At 69.0% G+C, this 19,731-nt stretch carries 9 protein-coding genes; all 9 read left to right on the top strand.

The annotated features are described in order from the left end of the window. Positions 1-304: 304 nt before the first annotated feature. The 9 genes from H0B56_RS20515 to H0B56_RS20475 all read left to right on the top strand — a co-directional run bounded on the left by H0B56_RS20515 (position 305) and on the right by H0B56_RS20475 (position 19,368). A complete protein-coding gene (locus tag H0B56_RS20515; protein WP_089303300.1) occupies positions 305-568 on the top strand; it encodes a hypothetical protein in 264 nt (87 codons plus the stop codon). A 16-nt stretch (positions 569-584) separates the two neighbouring features. Continuing rightward, on the top strand, positions 585-1,100 hold the full coding sequence (locus H0B56_RS20510; RefSeq protein WP_343063979.1) for a hypothetical protein: 516 nt from the start codon (positions 585-587) through the stop codon (positions 1,098-1,100). Between the two features lie 156 nt (positions 1,101-1,256). After that, positions 1,257-4,157 carry an ATP-binding protein gene (locus H0B56_RS20505; protein ID WP_180894752.1) on the top strand — a complete coding sequence of 967 codons (2,901 nt, stop codon included), beginning with the start codon at positions 1,257-1,259 and terminating at the stop codon, positions 4,155-4,157. Next, the gene (locus H0B56_RS20500) at positions 4,154-6,190 is read left to right on the top strand and encodes a magnesium transporter (RefSeq protein ID WP_180894751.1); all 2,037 of its coding nucleotides are present in this window, start codon (positions 4,154-4,156) and stop codon (positions 6,188-6,190) included. Before H0B56_RS20505 ends, H0B56_RS20500 begins: the two co-directional genes overlap by 4 nt. Positions 6,191-6,195: 5 nt before the next feature. Beyond that, positions 6,196-6,789 carry a hypothetical protein gene (locus tag H0B56_RS20495; RefSeq protein WP_180894750.1) on the top strand — a complete coding sequence of 198 codons (594 nt, stop codon included), beginning with the start codon at positions 6,196-6,198 and terminating at the stop codon, positions 6,787-6,789. A gap of 6 nt (positions 6,790-6,795) precedes the next feature. Further along, positions 6,796-7,794, top strand: a complete 999-nt coding sequence (locus H0B56_RS20490) for a C40 family peptidase (RefSeq protein ID WP_343063978.1) — start codon at positions 6,796-6,798, stop codon at positions 7,792-7,794. 67 nt (positions 7,795-7,861) lie between these two features. Next, positions 7,862-8,641 (top strand): hypothetical protein, encoded by a 780-nt coding sequence (locus H0B56_RS20485; protein ID WP_180894749.1) that lies wholly within the window; start codon positions 7,862-7,864, stop codon positions 8,639-8,641. A gap of 23 nt (positions 8,642-8,664) precedes the next feature. After that, on the top strand, positions 8,665-8,877 hold the full coding sequence (locus tag H0B56_RS20480) for a hypothetical protein (protein WP_180894748.1): 213 nt from the start codon (positions 8,665-8,667) through the stop codon (positions 8,875-8,877). 357 nt (positions 8,878-9,234) lie between these two features. Next, positions 9,235-19,368, top strand: a complete 10,134-nt coding sequence (locus H0B56_RS20475; RefSeq protein WP_180894747.1) for a LamG-like jellyroll fold domain-containing protein — start codon at positions 9,235-9,237, stop codon at positions 19,366-19,368. Positions 19,369-19,731: the final 363 nt, after the last annotated feature.

The raw sequence follows: 19,731 nt of genomic DNA, 5'->3' as shown, positions 1-19,731 counted from the left end.
CCGGAGTATGTAGCACTCCGTGATGGAACGTCGGGGCTGTTGTGTGCAACGGAGCGCATGTGAGTGACCACGCCGCCCTGGCGGTTCCTGTGGGTCGAGTACGTCCGGCCGGCGGCGTTACGTGAGGATGTCGAGGGGTTCGGCCAAGGCTGGCATGAGGTCGTACTCTGCGATAGGCACTAAGTCTCGTCTCAACAGAACGCGCTATGAACGCTACGCTAGGTGACGTCCGCATGGACCGGAACGAGGACGGACCACGTGTGATGCTTCAACCGACCATGCTCCGCACAACCAGGAGTCCACGATGACCACCATGACCGTTGCCACGCTCGCCCAGGAATCGATCACCACGGGCGGGCTTCAAGACTGGCTGGTCGAGAACGCCATTCCGCTGCTCCTGCTTTCGGTCGCCGTGTTGTTGCTCTGGCTCGGTGGCGGAAAGGGCGACAACGCTGGGGTGATGCGCCGCGTGGGCGGCGTCGTGATCGCCCTCGCGGTGATCGGACTTGCCCTGTCCGGCGCCGGTGTGGAAGTCGGCCAGTGGCTGTCCAGCCTGTTCACCGGCTGACGGGGCGGAGCCGACCGTGCACATCCGCACCGACGACGAGGTGTACCGGGTCGACGGGGTGTGGCTCGGCCCGCCGCGTGCCACGTTCCCGTGGCGTGTCCGCTACGTCGCCTGGGGCGTGGGCTTCGCGGTATTCCTGCTCGTGCTCACCGTCGAACGCCAGCTCGGCATCGATTTCGGCTTCTTCAGCACCGCATGGGCGCTGGTCATCACGGTAGCGGTGACCAAGCTGATCACGTCGAAGATCAACCATGAGCGCCCGCTGGGGACCGTGCTCTCGATGTGGTACCGGGAGCTGACCGCGCCACGGGAACGCGTGGTGGGCGACGGCGGCGCCGTCAGCGCGAGCAAGGTCCGCGTCCGCGCCCACCGCCCGCGCCCGGCATCGGCGAGGTCGCGCAGACCGGGGCACCGCTCGGCCGGCAGCGGCGGCCGGCAGGCCGCAGGCGTCCACGGCAGCGGGGAGACCCCGGCCGTGGACACGACCCCCGCACCGTTGCACAACTCGACTCGAGACAAGGCTCGGAGGTAATCGTTGTTCCGTCCCCGATCACGGAAGGCGAAACAGGACCCCGCGGCCGTCCCGAGTGGCTCCGAGCCGGGCGGACCCGGCTCGTCCGCCGCCGGAGGCGGCACGAGGTCGGTGCGGCCGGGCGGCCGGTCGCGTCGCCTGCCGGGTGAGCAGTCCATGCCCACCTACACCCCGTCGATCGCGGCGCGCAGTATCGACGGGAACGTGCTGCGCACGTCGAACGACATCTTCGCGTGGTACCGGCTGTCCCCGCAGCGCTGGTCGTTCCGCTCGGACACGCAGCGCAGGGACCTGGTCGCCGCGATCGCGGGCCAGTACGCCGAGCTCCAGGGCAGGTGGCTGCACCTGCGGGTGACCAACCGTCCCTACCCGATCCGCATGTGGGCGGAGTCCCACGTGCACAACGCGCGCAACCCGCTTCCCGACACACCGGGAACGCTCACCTTCGACGATTACCTCATCGGTGAGCAGGAGCAGCTCATGGGCCGCTCGATGGCCGAGAAGGAGGTGTACCTCGGGGTCCAGGTGCAGACCCGCAGCGTGGTCGACCGCGCGGTGGAGACGGCGGCCCCGCTGCTGCGCAAGGTGCTCCCCGAGGCCGTAGAGGCCGAGCTGACCGCCCTCGACTCGGAGATCGAGCACCTCGACCAGATCATGAGCAGCGCGGGCCTGGACGGGCGACCGGCCGAGGCCGAGGAGATGTCCTGGCTGATGCACCGGTCCTGCGCGCTCGGCCTGCCTGCTCCCCGCAGCATGCCTGCCGTTCCCGGATCGTCCTGGGAACCGGAGGACCTCGCCTCGTTCACCGATGTCGCCGACCTCTACGCCGAGCCCTACGCGCCGACCGTGACGGTTCGTGGCCGGACCGGGTCCAACGCCGGTGTCAGCCGTAACGTCGCGGTACTGACCGTCGGCCAGATGCACGGCCTGCAGATCCCCGAGGTCGACGACCCGTGGGTCCAGCACGCCGACCGGTTGCCCGTCGCCGTGGAATGGTCCGCACGGATCTACGTCCGCAGGCCCGAGGAGGTCTCCGGCGAGCTGGGACGGCAGATGAACAAGGTCCGCTCGCAGGTCAAGCACTACACCGACGAGCACGAGCTGGAACCGCCCCAGTCACTGGCCAGGCAGGCCTCCCGTGTTCTGGAGATCGACGACGAGATGACCTCGGGTTTCACCGCGCTGGCGACCCGGGTGCGGTCCTGGTGGCGGATGGCGGTGTCCGGCCCGGACGAGCGGGAGACCCTGCGCACCGCGCAGCAGCTGCTCGAGCTGTACAAACCGAAGGTCGCCATCGAGCACCCGGAGGCCCAGTACGCACTGGCGCGCGAGTTCATTCCCGGTGAGCCGGTCGCATCGGGCGCGCATATGCGGCGGGGTTCGGTGGTCTGGGCGGCCTCGGCGGTACCGACCGCCACGGCCGAGGTCGGGGACCGGCGCGGTGTCCTGATCGGCGACACGTGCACGGCCACCCGCAAACCCGTGGCGTGGGACCCGTGGATGGCTCAGGAGATCAGGGACGGATCCGGGCTGACCGCGATGGTCGCCGGGCTCGGTGGCGGGAAGTCCTTCCTCGGCGGCGGCCTGGTGTACAAGACGCTGCGCGCGGGCGCGCACTGGACCATCCTCGACCCGTCCGGCCCGCTCTCGCGGCTGTGCGACCTGCCGGAGCTGCGGCCGTACGCCCGCCCGATCAACCTGCTCAACGCGGAGCCGGGCATCCTCAACCCGTATCGCGTGGTCGCCGAGCCGAAGCTGGAGCATTTCGTCGACGAGGAGGACCCCGAACGCGCCTGGCGCAGGGAGTCCGCGCTCGCCGGAGCCACGCGCCGCAGGCTCGTGCTGGACGTACTCAGTGGCGTGCTGCCCTACGAGGTCGCGCGCATGCCGCAGACCCGCATCGTGCTGCTGCGCGCGGTCCGCGCGGTCGGTGGCCGCAGTGACGCCGACCCCGGCCAGGTGATCGACGCGCTGCGCCGGGACGCCAGCGAGCATCACGAGCACGCGATCGTGGTGGCCGACTTCCTCGACGAGATGCGCGAGCGCATGTCCCTGCTGATCCCGGACCGGGACTCGGATCCGTACCAGGAGGGGCGGGATGACCGCCTGACGGTGCTGACCATGGCGGGGCTGACCCTGCCCAAGGACGGCGTGGGCCGGGAGCACTGGACCGACGCCGAGGCGCTCGGCGTGGAGATGCTCAACCTCGCGGCGTGGTTGACCCAGCGGACCGTCTACCAGCGGCCGAAGGAGGAGCGCAAGGGCGTCTGGATCGACGAGGCGTTCTTCCTGTCCGAGGTGCCGACCGGGCGGGTGCTGATGAACCGGTTCGCGCGTGACTCCCGGAAGTGGAACGTGCGTGTGCTGCTGTCCTCGCAGATCCCCGCGGACTTCCTGCGCATCCAGGGGTTCGTCTCGCTGCTGGACTCGGTGTTCATCGGCAGGCTGGACGACGAGGACGCCCAGGCGGACGCGCTGCGGCTGCTGAAGGTGCCGGTCGGGGCGGGCTACGAGCAGGTCGTCTCGGCGCTCGGTTCGCGGCCGGGAACGCAGCGCGGTGGGCCGGAACGCGACCGCGAACCGCGGCAGTTCATCTTCGCCGACGGTGACGGTGGCGTCGAACGCATCACCGTGGACTTCTCCGGGCCGCACCTCGAGCACCTGCGGGACGTGCTGGACACCACCCCGGGTGGCAGCGGCGCCGAGCAGGACAAGGCGCGCGGTCCGCAGCCGGATGCGAACGGGGACGCGGAGGAGCCAGGGCCCGAACCCGGACACACCGGCGCGGTGCGGGCCGAGGCCGAGCCGGAACCGGCGCGCGGTGCGGCGGAGCCCGCGGTGAGCGCGGGGGAGGACCCCGGCAACGCGCTCGCGGGCGGCCTCGAGGAGGAACCGGACTTCGAGCTCGCCGCCGAACTCGAGCTCGGGCTGACCGAGGACCAGCAGCGGGTGAGCGCGGACGAGCCGTCCGCCGGGCCCGAGCGGGACGACGAGACCGAGGCCGCGCACAGCGGCGCGGCCCGGCGGGGACACAACCCGGGAAGCGACGCCGCATGACCGCGATCGCCGTCGTCGCGCTGCTCGTGGTGTGCGCGGGGCTGCTGTATCGGCGCGGCCGCCGCACGCGCGCGCGGCCGGGCCGCCGCTCGCGTGCGATGATGCTCGTCGTCACGATCGTCGGCGTGTGGTCGCTGACCGTGACGCCGGTGGCCTCGGCGCAGGATGCCTGCGAGCCGCCGAACCCGGAGCGTCCCGGCTCCGGGATGGTCGGCGCGATCGACCCGGCCGAGCGTCGAGGCGAGGACGGCAGTGCCTATCTGGACTACAGCTACGCCGGCATGGTCTGGCATGTCTACGAGACCGACTGTGGCCCGCTGTCCGGGATCACGAACCCGAACTCCACGATCGACACCTGGACAGGGAACCAGCTGTTCAACCTCGGCAAGAACATCGTCGGCATGACGAACGCCCTGCACTATACCGTGATGGAGGGCGGGCTGTTCGCGCCGTTGCACGACGCGATCGAGTCCGGGGCGGACATCGTCTACAACAACATCTACGCCCAGCTGTTCGGGCTGTTCGCGCTGATACTGGCGATCACGTTGTTCCGGCACATCTGGCGCGGTGACCTTCCCGCGGTGTCCAAGCGGGTGCTGTTCGCGCTCGGCGCGATGTGGCTCGCGGCGTCCTCGTTCGCGTTGCTGCGGTTCCACGACGACATCGACCGCGCGATCGTGCAGACGACGACGAACATCCAGGCGGGGTTCGTCGACGAGTCCGACGACCGCATCGTCCGCGAAGTACTGCCGACGGCGTTGCACGACGAGATCGTGTACAACAACTGGTTGCGCGGCACGTTCGGCTCACCGGACGCGCCGCAGGCCGAGGAGTACGGCATGCGGCTGCTCGACGCGCAGGCCTTCACGTGGACGGAGATCCGCGCAGGCGACGACGCGGACCAGGAGGTCGTCGACGAGAAGAAGGAGGAGTACGAACGAATCGCCGAGGAGCTGGGGCCTGCCACCGGGTATTTCACGGGTGAGGACGGCAGCCGTACCGGGGCGGGCTTCCTCGCGTTCCTGCAGAGCCTCGTGTACTCGTTGTTCCAGCTGTTCGCCAAGGCGGCGATCCTGCTCGCGCAGGTGATGGTCCGGCTGTTGACGTTGACGGCTCCGCTGATCGGCCTGGCCGCGATGCTGCACAACGACCTGCTGCGCAAGGTCGCGCGCGTCGCCGGGGCGGTGACGTTCAACCTCGTGGTGCTCTCCGTGCTGGCCGGGGTGCACGCCCTGCTGCTCGAGGCGATCTTCGCGGCCGGTCCCGCGCTGTCCATGGTGGCGCAGATCGCGATCGCCGCGCTGGTGACGATCCTGCTGTTCGTGGTCGGCAAACCCGGAAGGCGGCTGTGGCAGATGGTCGACATGTCCTCGCGAACCGTGGGCGGGGCGTTGCCCGCACCGTCGCGAGGACTGTTCTCCCGGTTCCGTCGCAGGCAACAGGAGCCGACCCAGCAGGATCACTTCTGGCAGAACGTACGCGACGATGACCAGTCCGGTGCCGGTTCCGGCGGTGGTGCCGCGAACCGGCGGGTGCGGCCGGAGGCGAGCGGACCCACGGTGGCCACTGCCCAGCGCACCGACGGGCCGTCGGTGCAGGGCAGGCAGGGCGGCGCACCGGCGAGCGAGCACGACCGGAGTTCCGGGGGTGGTGCGGTGGCAGGCAACCCGTCCCGGCTCGGTTACAACCCCGCAGGCGGCATCGGCAGCGCGCAGGCGCAGCGGCAGGCCGCGCGCACGCCGCGGGCTGGCACCACCTCGGCGACCCACGCCGAGGGGTTGGTGGTGCCGTCGCGTGTGAACCAGCAGCGGCCCGCGTCCGGGACGGACACGGGACCGGACCGGCACGCCGCGACGGCACCCCCGGCGGCGCGGCCCGCGCCCGCGCGGGCGTCCGCGGCGGGGTCCCCCGCCCCGCGCTCGCGCCGCGGGGGAACCGAAGAGGTCGGAGGGCGGCCCGTGCACGTGCTCTACAGGCCGTCCAGGGGGCTCGAGGTTCAGCACAGTCGTGACAGCGACTCCGTGGTGAGGTGACCCGCATGCCGATTCGCACTCATCGTGGCCGTGCAGCCGTCTACCGGCGCATCTGGGGCGCTCCGATGCGCTCACCGAGACACCTCGCGGTCACGGTCGTCGTTGCCGTGGTCCTCGTGACGGGGATCGGCTTCCTCATCCCCACCGTGTTCGCCGAGGAAGGTGGCACCGATGAGGGCGGGGAGTTCTCGGCGAGCGCCGAGCGGTACGACGGGGCCGGCTCGGATACGACCGCGGCGTCGACGCCGGAGCCCACCAGGCTGACGGCTCCGGTGCGCACACCCACGTCGGCGGCACCGAACCCGGAGGCGCTCGATGTGGCCGGGAGCTGGGCGCGGGCCTGGGTGGACCATTCCGGTTCCGACGAGGACTGGCTGGAGGGTCTGCGGCCGTACACCACCAAGGAGTATCTCCCCGTCATGGAGTCGGTCGACCCGGACAACATCGGCGCCGAGGAGGTTACGGGGGAACCGGAAGCGGTCAACTCCTACACCAGCTCCGTTGAGGCTGACGTGCCCACGGACGGGCCCACGCTGCGCATCACCGTGACCGATACCGAGGACGGGTGGCGCGTCACCCGTTACGACCGGGCGGACTGATCGGCCGTGCGGATCAGGTGGGTCCTCGGGGCCGTGGTCGTGATCGCGTGTGCGGCGCTGGTGATGGTGCTGACCGTGATCACGGTGGTCAACAGCCAGCATCGGGCCGAATCGGACATGATCGATCATGTCAGTTGCGAGGCGATGCTCGGCCCGACACGCCCCGGGGAGCAGCGCAGTGGGGTACGGCAGGCCACGAACCTGAACGAGGAGCAACTGGGGACCGTCTCGCTGATCATCTCGATCGGCCAGGAGCGTGGCTTGCCGCCGCGGGCGTGGCAGATCGCGATCCAGGCCGGGATGACCGAGTCGAAGCTGCGCAACGTGCCCTACGGGGATCGGGACTCGCTGGGGATCTTCCAGATGCGGCCGTCCATGGGCTGGGGGAGCCCGGAAGAGGTGTTGGACCCGCAGTACCAGGTCAACAAGTTCTTCGACGTGATGGAGGACGTCCCCGGATGGCAGTCGCGCAGGCCGGGGGAGGTCGCGCAGGCGGTGGAGCGTTCGGCGTTCCCGGAGCGCTACCACGAGTGGGAGGCCATGGCCGTGCACCTGGTCGAGGAGCTGGGTGAGGTCGACGACGCCGCCGGGTGCGGGGAGATCGAGGGGTCGACGGTCCCGCCGAACGGGGCCGCCGACGCGGCGATCCAGTTCGCCCTGCGTGAGCGGGGCAAGCCGTACGTGTGGGGGGCCGAGGGGCCGGACGCCTACGACTGTTCCGGGTTGCTGCTGCGTGCCTACGAGGCCGCCGGGGTCACGCTGCCGAGGGTGTCCCGGGACCAGTACCGGGCGGGGTCGATGCTGCCCGTGGAGCAGGCCGCTCCGGGGGATCTGCTGTTCTGGGCCCACGACACGTCGGACCCGAACACGATCCACCACGTCGCCATGTACATCGGCGACGGGAAGATCGTGGAGGCCCAGCAGAGCGGGGTGCCCGTGCATACTAGGGATGTGTCGTTCGACGAGGCCGGGATGCTGGCCGAGGCGGTGCGACCGGGTGTCTGAGATGACGATCGACGCGAGGGTGTGAGGGTTGACGTAGTCCGGTGTACGACAGCAGAGAGGATGATGTGTGGTGAAACTGTTCGGTAAGGGCAACAAGTCCCGGCCTCTCGATCCGCAGCGCGCGTTCGCCACAGCCCCGATCCCGAGGCAGGCCGGTCCACCTGCCTCCAGCACCCCGCTCGCCGACCACCTGCAGCGAGGCTGGCCGGGGGTGAGCGAAGGGTACGTGGTGCTACCCCGGTCGCTTGTGGAGGAGATGCCGCTGCCGTGGCAGCAGCAGATGACGAACCTGCTCGCCCAGTTCCACCAGACCTACCGGCAACTGTCCTGGCCGGAGTACCGGGTGTTGCCGTCCAGACGGGAGCGACTCGTCGACCTGGACGAGGAGCAGCTGGCGGAGGCGGGCTACCTCGTGGAGATCGACGGCTCGGGGGAGCTCGTCTACCGGGAGCGCAGCGGGCGCGTCGTGGACGACCCGGAGTCGACGACCGTCCCGGTCACCTGCCTGGACCCGGTCATCGCGGACAAACCGGCGCCCGCGAGTGAACCGGCCCCGCGACGCGGCGACCCCGCCCCGATGAACGTCGGACCCGAACCGGTGTGGCAGCCGGAAGGTGGCCACCGCCCGGCCGAGCAGCCGCCCCAGGGGCACGCCACACAGCCGCCCCAGGGGCAGGCCGCGCGGCCCGCCTCGGAGCGGTACCCGTTCAGCACGGGCGCTACGCCCGGGGACCGGCCCGGCGAGGGGCAGGGGACCTGGCAGGCGGGCGAGTGGTTCACCGACACGTCGAGCGACTTCGGCCCGACGGGTGAGCCGATCGAGCGCCCGTATCGCTTTCGTGACTGAGGAATCTCCAGCACACTGGTGATATGGCTGCTCGCGACGAGGACCCGCAACCCGATCCGGGCTGGTACTACAACACGCGCACCGGCGAGGTGGAACACGGTGCGGTGTCCCGTGCGATCGACCGCATGGGTCCTTACCCGGACGAGGCCACCGCGCGGCAGGCGCTCGAGATCGCGCGCCGGCGCACCGAGGAGGCTGACGAAGCCGACCGGAAGTGGAACGAGAGTTCCAGCTGACCGCACCGGGCGATGTCCACCCGGGTGTGTGAGCGAGATCATCGGCACGTCCCCGCGGGCCCGGTAGCCGGTCCTGGCAGCAGGCTGACGACGATATTGCTGCGTTCGGCGGGATAGGTTCCTGCGCGCGGCGCTTGCCCGCGCGCGCCCGTTACCCGCCGTAGTGCCCCGTGCGGCGCTTTCGATCGGTAACTCGGCGCACGTCGTAACACGAACGTGTTGTCCGCTTTCCCCTTCACGAGGTACGTTCCGGACTCGTGCGTGTCGCGCCCTATCCGATATGGGCGCTTCGCGCGATATGTTCCGTATACGTGAACAGCCGGATCGCCTGGGTGGCCGGCTGATGTGGGGGTCTGCATGTCACGGGTCGGGCAACTCCGCCCTGTCCAACTGCTGTCCATCGTGCTGGTTCTGGTGCTCGCCGCCGGGTTGCTGACGCACCAGCCCTGGTCCGCATCCGCCGGGCCGGGTGAGCTCCCGGAGCAGCGGGAGGGTACGGCGGAAGGCCGGTCGCACGAGGTGCCGTCCGGGGCGACCGACGAACGGGCCGGGCTGGCCACCGAGCACGACGCACCGCTGGCGGAGGGCCTGGACGCCGACGAGCGACACCCGGTGCCGCGGCTGAAGGGCGCCACGGAGGACGAGGCCGGTGTCGAGGTCGGTGACCCCGCCGATGTCGAGCCCACCGAGCGGATCGGGTTCGACGCGGAACGCAGCCGTGAGATCGAGGACGAGCGCGGGCCGGCACGCAAGGTTTTCGAGAACCCGGACGGCAGCCGGACCGTGCGGCACTTCCAGGGGCCCCGGCACTTCAAGGATGATGGTTCGTGGCGCACCATCGACACCGATCTGGTCTCCAGGGGTAACGGCTGGCGCGCTGCCGCGGTGGACGGAGACAGGCGGTTCGCACGCTCCGCGAAGGCCAACACGATCGTCCGGATGGGCCTGGATGGCCGGAAGACGGTCGGGTTCGGCATCGAGGACGCGGAAGCCGCTCTGGGGGAGGTTTCCGGTGACACCATCACCTACCCGGACGTGCGCCGCGACGCCGATCTCGAGCTGCAGGTCACACCGGGCGGTGTGAAGGAAGACATCGTGCTGCACTCCCCGGACGCGCCGGCGGAGTGGGCGTTCCCGCTGGAGCTGAAGGGGCTGACGGCGAGCCTGACCGAGGATGGCGCGGTCGAGCTGGTCGACGCCGACGGCGAGACGGAGGCGGTGATCCCGCCCGGCTACATGGAGGACGCGAACGTCGACGAGCGCTCCGGGGACGGGGCGCTGTCCTACGACGTCGACTACGAGCTCACCGGTGAGCCCGGTAAGCAGGTGCTGCACGTATCCGCGGACCCCGAGTGGCTGGCCGCGGACGAGCGCGAGTGGCCGGTCCGGATCGACCCGTCGGTGTCCCGTAAGGACTCGAACGGGTCCACCTACGTGCAGTCGCCCTACCACAACGACTACTCGGGTGAGGCGAACCTGAAGGTCGGCACGTTCAACGGTGGTGACAACAAGTCGGTCTCGTTCCTGAAGTTCGACGACGTCACCAGCGACCTGGACGGCATGTACGTCCTCGGTGCGCGGCTGAACCTGTACAACACCTGGTCGTACTCGTGCAACGACCGGACGATGACCGTGCGGCCGGTGACCGAACCGTGGTCGGTGTCCGGAAACAAGTCGTTCCCCGGACCGGACTGGGGAAGCGTGCTCGCACGGAAGAGCTTCGCCTACGGCTACAGCAGCAGCTGTGGGTCCCGCTGGGTGGGCATCGACCTCGGTGACGCGGGCAGGGACCTGGTGCAGGGCTGGGTCCGGGGTGAGCCCAATCACGGTCTGCGGTTGAGCGCGTCCATGTCGGACTCCTACGGGTGGAAGAAGTTCGCCAGTGCGGCCTCGGCGAACCCGCCCTCGCTGGACGTGACCTATACGGAGCACTGGGCCGAGTACTCCGTCGGGGACATGACCGACACGGTCACCAGCACCGACAGCGGTTCCATGCGGGTCACGGTCACCAACGACGGCAAGGACACCTGGACGCCCGACAACGACTACAAGCTGGGCTACCAGCTCTGGGACGGGGACGGCAACAAGCTCCCGTGGCGCGAGTGGACGCGGTTCACCGACATGCCCACCAGCGTCGCGACGGGGGAGAGCGTCACCCTGGACGCGGAGATCCGCTCGCTGCCTCCCGGCGAGTACACGCTCCGGTGGGACATGGGCAAGGTCGGCACCGGCTGGTTCTCCGAGGCCGATGTCCCGATGTCGGCCCCGGTGACGTTCACGATCCCGAACCGGAAGCCGGTCGTGGAGTCGATGTCACCGCCGAGCAACTTCGAGGCGGGCACGCTCACCCCGAGCCTGATGCTTTCCGGCAGTGACCCGGACGGCTGGCCCGGCGACGGGCTGGAGTACCAGTTCCGCGTGTGCGACTCCTCAGGCGACGACTGCACCACATCGGACTGGCGGTCCTCCGCCAGATGGCAGGTGCCGGAAGGCACGCTGTCCTGGGGTGAGACGTACAGCTGGCAGGGCAGGATCAGCGATACGGAGGACGCGGGCCGCTGGACGGACCGTGCCTACCTCAGCACGCACGTGGCACAGCCGGCCATCACCAGCAACCTGGCCTCCGCGTCCGAGGAGGACGGCAAGGTCGACCCGGCCGTGGGTAACTACACCATGGCGGCCACCGATGCCGATGTGGCCACGGTCGGGCCGTCGCTGGCCGTGAACCGCACCTACAACAGCCTGGACCCCCGTGACGACCTGACGTTCGGCGCGGGCTGGACGACACGGTGGGACATGCGGCTGGTGCCGGATGAGGACGGCTCGGGCAACGTTGTGGTGACCTATCCGGACGGCAAGCAGGCCCGTTACGGCAAGGAAGCCGACGGCAGCTACGCCACACCCGCCGGACAGGTCGCGACCCTGGTCGCCGACGGGGACGGCTGGGTGCTGCGCGCGAAGGGCGGCACCCGCTACCGGTTCGACAGCGCGGGCCGGATCGTCGAGATCACCGATGGTGAGGGTCGCGTACAGCAGCTGGAGCACGACACCGACGGGCGGCTGGAGCGTGCCACCGACACGGCGTCCGGCCGGTACCTGGACTTCGCCTGGTCTGGTGGGCACGTCACGGAGGTCACGACCGGCCCCGACCCCGCGGTCACCTGGACATACAGCTATGACGGGTCCCGGCTGATCGAGGCGTGCGACCCCACGGACGTGTGCACCGAGTACACCTACGAACCCGGTGGCCGGTACCGCAGTACGACCCTGGACGCGAACCCGGACGCGTACTGGCGGCTGGCCGAGCCGGACGGCGAGACGGCCACGAGCGAGCAGCCGGGCTACTGGTCCAGCAACGACGGCACGCTGGTCGACATCGCGCACGGCCAGGACGGCCCGCTGCAGGGAGTCGACTCCAGCGCGGCAGGGTTCAACGGCGAGTCCAGTATGGCGCGGATCCCGGAGGAGGCGATCCACGGCCGGGAGAACCTCACCCTGGAGATGTGGTTCAAGACCACCGAACCCGGAGCGCTGTTCGGATACCAGAACTGGCGGCTGGGTGACGGCAAGGAGACCCATTACGTGCCCGCGCTGTACATCGGCTCCGACGGGCAGCTGCGCGGCCAGTGGTGGGCAGGTGACGCCACCCCGATCACCACCGACGGCGCGGTGACCGACGGGCAGTGGCACCACGTGGCGCTCTCCGGCGCGGGCGATACCCAGACCCTGTACCTGGACGGAACCGAGGTGGGCAGCCGTGGCGGCCGGATCGACCACCTGGACATGACCTCGAACCAGATCGGCGCGGCCTGGGTGGAGCACTGGCCGTCCCAGCCGGACTCCGAGCCGGTCAGCCACTTCTCGGGGTCCATCGGCGAGGTCGCGATCTACCATCGCCCGCTGGGGGCGACCACGATCGCCGAGCACTACGCCGCGCGGTCCGCAGGCGACCGGTTGACCGGCGTGACCGGTCCCGGCGACGTCCCTGTCGCCAGCATCACCTACGACGACGCGACGTCCAGGGTCGCCGAGCACACCGACGAGCACGGCGGGACGTACCGGATCGGCACGCCCGAGGTCTCCGGGGACGGGCACCGCTACCGCGAGGCCGTGACCGGCTCGCGTCCGGACGCCTACTGGCAGCTGGACGAGTCCGAGGGCAGTACCGCCGACGGGAATTCCGAACTCCGGCGCGGCGTGTACTACCGCGCGGGCGGTGGCCAGGTCGACGGCCCGTTCCCCGGCTCGCACGGACGGTCCTTCGACGGGCAGGACAGCTACGCCACGCTGCCGGCGCACCAGACCATCTCGAACAACCAGATGTCCGTCGAGCTGTGGTTCAAGACCACATCGGACGACGGCGGGGTGCTGTTCTCCACGGGCAACTTCAAGCGGGACGACACGCTGGAGGGCACCGGCTCGACACCGGTGCTCTACGTCGGCACCGACGGCAAGCTCTACGGGCACTTCTGGAACGGCCAGGCAGAGGGCATCTCCACAAGCGGCGCCGTCAACGACGGCGAGTGGCATCACGTGACGCTCTCGGCCACCGACGACCACCAGACGATGTACCTCGACGGCGATCAGGTCGGCACGCTGGACGGGGAGATCAGTACCGACTACCTGTACAACTACGTCGGCACCGGCGTGGTCACCACGTCGGGATGGCCTGCGCGGCCGGAGGATCCCTGGGGCCACTTCGAGGGGGCGATCAGCCACCTCGCGCTGTACCAGCGGCCCGTCAGCGAGAGCGAGGTCAGCTCCCACTACGCGGCCAGGGACGACAGGGACGGCTATCGCGACACGGTGCGCGGGACCGGACCCGTCGGGCTGTGGGGCCTCGAGGAGGGCGACTCCGCCCTGCGGCCGGAGTCCGATCCGCGGCTGTCCCAGGGCACGTACCACGATGTCGACCGGGACGTGCAGCCGCCGATGGAGGGTGCCGGGGCAGCGGGCTTCGACGGGCAGAGCTCGTACGTCCGCCTCCCGGACAGCCTGGTGCAGCACCGCACCCGCACGACCGTCGAGCTGTGGTTCAGGACCACATCGCAGGAGGGCGGTGCGCTGTTCGCCAGCGCGGACTCGCTTCCCGGGGACACCGAGACGCCGGGTGCCATGCCGATCCTGTACGTGGGTACCGACGGCAAGCTGCACGGGCAGTTCTGGAACGGCACCGTCGACGGGATCACCAGCGACGGCGCGGTCAACGACGGCGAGTGGCACCACGTGGCGCTGCGTGCCGACCGGCAGCGGCAGTGGCTGCACCTCGACGGGAGCCTGGTGGGCAGCCAGGCAGGGGAGATCAACAGCAAGCGCAAGTACCACTTCGTCGGGACGGGCAAGTTCACGCTCTCCGGTGGGGAGTGGGCTGCGCGCCCGGAGGACGATTGGGGCTTCTTCGAGGGTGATATCGCCGATGTCGCCGTGTACCAGCGCGGGATCGGTCCCGGCGAGATCTCCGATCACTACGCGGCCAGCGTGGCGGCGCATTCCGTGGACATCACCGACCCCGCTGGCAACGTCACCACCCGCACCTACGACCCGACCGGTGGCGGCAGGCTGGTGTCCAAGACCGACCCGGCCGGTGCTACCACGGTCTACACCTACGACACCGGCGGTTTCGTGCACACGATCACGGATCCGAACGGGGGCAAGACCTGGCTCGCGCACGACGAGCGCGGCAACGAGGTGACCCGCAAGAAGTGCCGCACCGACGGCACCGAGTCCTGCTACAGCAGCTACCACTCGTACTTCCTCAACGAGGACGACCCGCTCGACCCGCGCAACGACAAGGTCACCGAGTACCGCAGCGCCCGGTCGGCCACCCCGAGCGACGACCGCTACCTGACGACCTACAGCTACACGCAGACCGGACAGGTCTCCAAGGTCGTCTCGCCTGCCACGAGCGAGGGGCCGCGAAGGGAGACCGAGTACTTCTACAGCGACGGGACGGAGGAGGCCCCCGACGGCGGGACGCAGCCTGCCGGGTTGCTCACGCAGAAGGTCCTGCCGGACGGGCAGAGCCACTGGTACGACTACACCAGTGCCGGTGACCTGCACGGCGAGACGGACCCCGCCGGGAAGAAGACCTGGTACTCCTACGACGGCGTCGGCAGGAAGGTCAGCGAGACGGTCGGGGCCTCGGACGGTGCCTACGCGGCACAGACGACGTACTCCTACGACAGCGCGGGCCGCCTGCTCACCGAGACGAGCTCCCCGGAGACCGACGTGGTGACCGGGGAGGAACACCAGGAGCGGCTGGTGCGGCAGTACCGGGCGGACGGCAGGCTCGCCTCGGAGACAGTCGAGGACATCTCAGGAAGCGACCCGTCACGCACCACCAGCTACGGTTACGACGCCCTCGGCAGGCAGGACTCCACGACCGACCCGGAGGGCGGCACGGAGAGCGTCGTCTACGACGAGTTCGGTGAGGTCGTCGAGCGCACCGACAAGGCGGGCACCCGGTTCACCTACACCCACACCGACGCCGGGCGCAGGCCGGCCACCACGACGGTGCACGGCTTCAGCGGGGACGGTGGTGATCCGCGGGACGTGGTGCTGGAGTCGCGGGCCTACGACCCGGCCGGGCGGCTGGCCGAGGTCACCGACGCGATGGGCAACACCACCGCGTACACCTACTACCACGACGGGTTGCTGGCCTCCGAGCATCTGGTGGACTACGAGGACCCGGAGACGGGTGAGACGCGGGACTTCCAGATCGCCGCGTACGGCTACACCGGTGACGGACAGCTGTCCACAGAGGTCCGCGGGGACGGCCGCTACACCACCGAGACCGCCTATGACCCGGGCGGGCGTCCGGTCAAGGTGTTCGAGTACGACGGCGACGAGCACCTGCGCACCACGTGGACGACCCACGACGACATGGACAACCCGACAGGGGAGTCCACGGTCGCCCCGGACGGCGAGTACCTGGAGCACACGGCCTACGAGTACGACCCGATGGGCAGGGTGGTGCGCGAAGAGGTCGCGCTGGACGAGACCGAGGCGCTGGTCACCGAGATCGAGCGGGACCAGCGCGGGCTGAAGCTCAGTGTCACCGGGCCGCGCGGCACGGTCGAGGGAGCGGACGCCGCGCGGTTCACCACCGACTACTCCTACGACCGGTTCGGCAGGCAGGTCGGTGAGGTGGCGCCGCCGGTGGAGGTCACCTCCGCCGGGTCCGAGCCCGAGGTCACCCGGCCGGAGACCGAGACCGGGTACAACACCTTCGGCGACGTGGTCGCCGAGCGGGACCCGAACGGCAACGTCACCCGCTACGACTACGACGGGGTGGGACGGCAGGTGTCCGAGACACGGCCGGACTACACCCCGCCCGGGGCGGACGAGCCGATCACCGCGACCAGCACCACCTCCTACGACGCGGCGGGCCGGGTGGTCGCCGAGACCGACGCGGCAGGGCACGAGACCACCTACGGCTACGACGAGCTGGGCAACCAGCGCCGGGTGACGGATCCGCCGTCGCTGTCGGGCCAGGCCGGTGGTACGACGATCGCGACGTACACCCCGACGGGGCTGCGACGGATGGTCTCCGACCAGCTGGGTGCGCAGACGTATGCCACCTACGACCAGCTCGGCAGGCAGATCACCGAGACGGTCGTGGAACGCGAGCCAACCGAGCGGTACCTGACGACCGAGTTCACCTACGACGAGCTGGGCAACCCGGCCAGCGAGACGGACCCGCTCGGCCGGACCACGACGCTGGAGCACAACGTCGAGGGCAACCCGGTGTCGATCACAGACCCGGCCGGTGTGGAGACCACCGCGTCCTACGACGCGGCAGGCCGTCCGGTGGAGACGCACGACCCGGCCGGGGTGACCACACGGCTGGAGTACGACGCGGCGGGACGCGTACTCGAGGAGTCCGATATGGACTCGAACGGCGAGGTGCTCGCCAGCCGGAGCTTCGGCTACGACGCCGCGGGTAACCGCACCAGCGAGACCGACGAGCTGGGCGCGACGACCTCCTACGAGTTCGACGCGCACGACAACCTGCGGTCGGTGACACGCCCGGTGGACGGGGACAGCTCCATCGTCACCAGCTACGGCTACGACGCGGCAGGCAACATCACCCGTGCCACGGACGGCAACGGCAACACCACGGAGTTCACGGTGAACTCCTGGGGCCTGCCGGAGTCGACGATCGAGCCCGCCACGGAGCAGACCCCGGATGCGGCGGACCGCACCTACACGGTGTCGTACGACGCGCGGGGCGACGTGGCAACGCTGGCCAAGCCGGGTGGGGTGGAGATCAGCAACACCTACGACCCGCTGGGCAACCTGCTGACCCGGACCGCTACCGGGGCCACGGCGGTCACTCCGGACCGGGAGTTCACCTACGACGACGCGGGGCGGCGCACGCGCGTGTCGGCTCCGGGCGGGGACAACGTCTACTCCTACGACGACCGGGGGAACCTGCTCTCGGCGGAGGGGCCGTCGGGGTCGACGGAGTTCTCTTGGGGTGACGACGGCCGGCTGGTCCAGGCCACGACCGAGGCAGGCACGGGCGAGTACGGCTACGATGCCGCTGGCAGGCTGTCCACGGCCACCGACCCGGTGTCCGGCGCGACGGCGTCGTACGGCTACGACGACGCGGGCCGGGTGAGCACGGTCGACTACGGCGGGGTGTCCCGCTCGTACGATTACGATGAGTCCGGCAGGCTGGTGCAGGACGCCTTCGCCACGGATGACGGCGAGGTCGGTTCGATCGCCTACGGCTACGACGACGCCGGTCGCCTGACCTCGAAGACCACGTCCGGCGTGGCCGGTGCCGCGCAGAACACCTACACCTACGACCAGGCCGGCCGGTTGTCCTCGTGGAACGACGGGGACTCCACTGTCGACTACACGTGGGACGACGCGGGCAACCTGGTCGGGCGCGGGGACGAGACCGCGGTGTTCAACGAGCGCAACCAGCTGCTCGAACACGGCAGCACGCAGTACTCCTACACCGCGCGGGGCACGCTGACCGAGCGCGTCGAGGACGGCCAGTCCACCGACGTGGAGTTCAACGCGTTCGACGAGCTGGTGGCTGACGGCGGAACCAGCTACACCTACGACGGCCTGGGCCGGCTCATCGACAGGGACGGTCGTGGCCTGAGCTACGTCGGGGCGAGCCTGGATGTCGCCTCGGACGGGGTCGGCACCTACTCGTACACCCCGGGCGGGCGTCTGCTGGGTGCCGGTAGTGGTTCGGGTACCGGCCTGGGCTGGTCGGACCGGCATACGGATCTGGTGGGTGTGATCGACCCGGCCGGTGGTGAGCTGGCGGGCTCGCGCAGTTTCGGCCCGTTCGGCGAGGTGACCGCCTCGGACGGTGCGCAGCCGGACGTGGGCTTCCAGGGTCAGTTCACCGATCCGGACTCGGGCAACGTGCATATGGGGTCGCGCTGGTACCAGCCGGGTACGGGCACGTTCGCCTCGCGGGATCAGGCGGGTCTGGACCCGCGGGACGTGGGCAACGCCAACCGGTATAGGTACGGGGCATCAAGCCCGTTGAGCCACACGGACCCGACAGGGGAATGGGTCCAGGTGATACTGGCAGTAGGTGCAGCAGGGTTGAGGCTTGGGGCTACCGTTCTAAGGGCTACGGCCGTTGCGGCTGCCAGGAGGTATGTCGTTCCGTTCGTTAAGCGCGCAATGCAGGTATATGAGCGTCATTACGGAGCGATCAATGAAGTCGTCAGTACCCTTGAAGACCTGAGTGGAATGTCGAGTCTATCCGGCACTATAGATCGCTATCGCGAGGAAGCGCTTAGGGATATGATATATAACCAGCCTGTAACGTATATTCGGCGTCCCGGTGTTGCAGCTGGGATGGGAACGCCTCAATCATCACGTCGGTATACTTCGAGTTCACCTTCGTATATAGGTGCTTCTGGCGGTGCAGTGAATAGTGCGGCCGCATATCGTGCTGATAAGCAAGCCGCTCGCGAGGCAGCGAGACTGGCTGCACGCCGGGCGCGTGTCGAGCGCGACGCCAATACTCCCCACGCGCCGCCCGATCCTGTAGAAACGATCGCGCCAAGGGTGTCACGGGCCATAGAGGAAAGAAAGAATCAAGACGAGATCAATCTCGGTGTACTCGACCCACGTAGCAGCGATGACCAGGACGTTAAGCAGCATTATGAGCCGGACGGTGCAGGAGCGTACATGAGTTGGCCCACGGGAGGACCGGACACAGAGTTATCTCTGTACGGTATTTGTACTCGACAGCCCCAGGTGGATCCCGTCGAAAGTGGTGGCGCGCAGAATAGGAAGTGCGCTACTGGATACAGTAGAACTTCTGAGGTTAGCGATCAGGGCTACATCTCGGAATATCCGGAATTGATTACACGTCAGAATGGCAGCACGAATTACGCAGAACCGAAATTGTTGGTGGGTCGCCCGGAGCGAAATCACCTTTCTCTTGGTGACAAATCAATTCTGATTGACACGTCGAGTGCCTTCCAGTTGGATGTGCAAGCGCGGTAGTGATGAGCGCGCTGTTTGCGTTTTCGCAAAGTTGTCAATCTTGCACCTGTATAGGCAACTTCTATGTGCTATTCTTAAGTGTTGATAGTATATTTTATCGTGCGTACGAAGTGCGCATTGTGTGTTGTCGCATCAACACGCGGCAGTATTGTGACGCAAGGACTACTTCTGGGGCAATGTCAAGTCGGCGGCGAAGTCGGCTGCCAAGGGCGCGCGGAAGCTGACCAAGAGCGGCAGTTCGCGTAGCTACTCCCGGTCGGGAAGCACGCGGACGCGGAGTTCGACGACGACGCGGACGAGGTCGACGCGCGCGACACGTTCGACCCGCTCGGTGGTGCGGAGCACGGGCCGAGGTGTAGTGCG

It is taken from the genome of Haloechinothrix aidingensis (genome assembly GCF_013450155.1).
Taxonomy (GTDB): domain Bacteria; phylum Actinomycetota; class Actinomycetes; order Mycobacteriales; family Pseudonocardiaceae; genus Haloechinothrix; species Haloechinothrix aidingensis.
The sequence above is the reverse complement of the archived record's forward strand: the minus strand, read 5'-3'. Positions and strand labels throughout refer to the sequence as shown.

What these genes read in the sequence shown, in the direction of transcription:
- H0B56_RS20515 (WP_089303300.1), top strand. Translation starts at nt 305, where the DNA reads ATGACCACCATGACCGTTGCCACGCTCGCCCAGGAATCGATCACCACG.
- H0B56_RS20505 (WP_180894752.1), top strand. Translation starts at nt 1,257, where the DNA reads ATGCCCACCTACACCCCGTCGATCGCGGCGCGCAGTATCGACGGGAAC.
- H0B56_RS20500 (WP_180894751.1), top strand. Translation starts at nt 4,154, where the DNA reads ATGACCGCGATCGCCGTCGTCGCGCTGCTCGTGGTGTGCGCGGGGCTG.
- H0B56_RS20495 (WP_180894750.1), top strand. Translation starts at nt 6,196, where the DNA reads ATGCCGATTCGCACTCATCGTGGCCGTGCAGCCGTCTACCGGCGCATC.
- H0B56_RS20480 (WP_180894748.1), top strand. Translation starts at nt 8,665, where the DNA reads ATGGCTGCTCGCGACGAGGACCCGCAACCCGATCCGGGCTGGTACTAC.
- H0B56_RS20475 (WP_180894747.1), top strand. Translation starts at nt 9,235, where the DNA reads ATGTCACGGGTCGGGCAACTCCGCCCTGTCCAACTGCTGTCCATCGTG.